This is a genomic window from bacterium (assembly GCA_030655055.1).
In the GTDB taxonomy this organism is placed as follows: Bacteria; Edwardsbacteria; AC1; order AC1; family EtOH8; genus UBA5202.
This window is the reverse complement of the sequence record JAURWH010000075.1, coordinates 1-1,995: the sequence shown is the minus strand read 5'-3', so window position 1 is coordinate 1,995 and position 1,995 is coordinate 1. Positions and strand designations below refer to the sequence as shown.

Here is a 1,995-nt window from a genome sequence, read left to right as displayed (position 1 = left end):
CCTCCCGGCAAACGGCCAGGTTCAGCCAGGGACCGCTGGTGTCAATTATTAAACCTGTCATTCCAGTTATTTCCTGATGTTTTGATCTCGATTATCCGGGTCTGCTGGTCCAGCCTGGTCAGATGAATATCCAGCCGGCATTCCGGCAGGATATCGCGGATCCGCTCCGCCCATTCCAGGATGGAGATCCCCCGGCCGTAAAGATATTCCGTGACGCCGATCTCCTCGGCCTGGGCTGAGTTTTCCAGCCGGTACAGGTCCAGGTGATAGATGTCGCAGATCCCCTGGTACTCGTGGATCAGACCGTAACTGGGACTGACCGCCATCTCCTTTGACTGCAGGCCCCGGCAGATGCCCTGGGTCAGGGTGGTCTTGCCACTGCCCAGGTCGCCCCACAGGCAGATCACATCCCCGGGCAATAAACGGGAGGCCAGCGTATGCCCGAAGGATTGGGTCTGTTCGGCGGAGCTGGTGGTAATATGTAGGGGAAGATTATTGAGAGGCATACGTTAAGTCGTCATTCCTGGTTTCACTTCGGCGTCAGCCGGCACACCGGCAGGATCATCTCCTCCATCGAAATCCCGCCGTGCTGGAAGGTCCCCTCATACCGCTTGCGGTATTCTTCGTACTTGGTGGGGTAGACCAGATAATAATCCTCCTTGGCCACCAGGTACTGCAGGCCGGTAAAATCCTCGGGCAGCATGTATTCCAGCGGCTTCTTGATCCACAGCACCTGGCGGGGATCGCAGGAGATATTGGTGCCGGACTTGTAGCGGAGGTTGGCGCTGGTGTCCCGGCCGGCCTGAATGACGGTGGCCCGCCGGCCCTGCAGCGAGCCGTGATCGGTGGTCACTATCACCTGTCTTTTTTGCCTGGCCGCCTGCTGCAGGATGTTCAGCACGTCGGAATTGGCGAACCAGGTGCGGGTCAGGGAACGGAAGGCCCTTTCGTCCGGGGCGATCTCCTGCAGCACCAGGGACTCGGCCCGGGAATGGACCAGGATGTCCATGAAGTTGACCACCACCGCCGCCAGCGCAACATTCTGCCAGGAGCCGAACACCTTCTTCAGCTCATGCCCTTCGTCAATGTTGTATATTTTGGAATAGCGGAAATCCGACGGATGGGGGACCTTCAGCCTTTGCAGCTGCAGTTCCAAAAGCTGATGCTCATGGCGGTTCAGGCTGGCTTCGCCGGCATGCCCGCCTTTTTCCCAGTACTGGGGGTAGTTCCGGGCCAGCTGCGAGGGATACAAACCGCTGAAGATGGCGTTGCGGGAGTAAGGCGTGGCGGTGGGCAGGATGGAATAATAATGCTCCCGCTTGATGTCAAACCATTCCTTGAGGTAGGGCTCCAGCAGCAGCCACTGATCCAGCCTCATGCAGTCCAACACCAGCAGCAGGCATTTTTGGTTGTTTTTCAGGGACGGCAGCAGATACCGTTCCACCAGGTCGGGGGAAAGGATCGGGCGCGAGGCCCCGTGCATCCAGTGGATGTAATTTTCCTCGATGAACCGCCCGAACTCCAGGTTGGCCTCCTTGGTGATGTCCTCGTGGCTCTGGTGCAGTCCCTGGTCGGGCAGCTCGGACAACCGCAGATCCCATTCGGTCAGCATCTGGTAGTGGTGGCACCACCCCTGCCAGTCCAGCGAGGGATAATCGAAATTCCGCAGGCCGTTCAACTGGGACAGGTATTCCCTGCTGGCCTGCCCCTCCACCAAATGGCGGGATTCCAGCACCCTCCGACAGGAGGCCAGCACCTGGGCCGGATTCAACGGCTTCAGCAAAAAGTCATCGATCTTCTGGCCCAGGGCCTGTTCCACCAGTTCCTCTTTCTCGTTCTTGGTGGCCATGATGGCCGGGAGTTCCGGACTCAGCTGGCGCAGGGCGGCTAATGTGGCCAGGCCGTCCATTCCGGGCATCATCTCGTCCAGCAGCACCAGGTCAACATCGGTTTCCTTGATCCGGACCAGGGCCTCCTCACCCGAAGCCGCCGGGA

Annotated in this window: 2 protein-coding genes; both read right to left on the bottom strand. The window is 59.2% G+C overall.

Features of this window, described 5'->3' with window-relative positions; translation table 11 throughout:
• Positions 1 to 41: 41 nt before the first annotated feature.
• Positions 42 to 506, bottom strand: coding sequence for a tRNA (adenosine(37)-N6)-threonylcarbamoyltransferase complex ATPase subunit type 1 TsaE (tsaE, locus tag Q7U71_03345; GenBank protein ID MDO9390790.1), 465 nt, complete (start codon positions 504 to 506; stop codon positions 42 to 44).
• A gap of 23 nt (positions 507 to 529) precedes the next feature.
• Positions 530 to 1,995 (bottom strand): bifunctional response regulator/alkaline phosphatase family protein (locus Q7U71_03340; protein ID MDO9390789.1); only part of this gene is annotated, 1,466 nt, incomplete at its 5' end.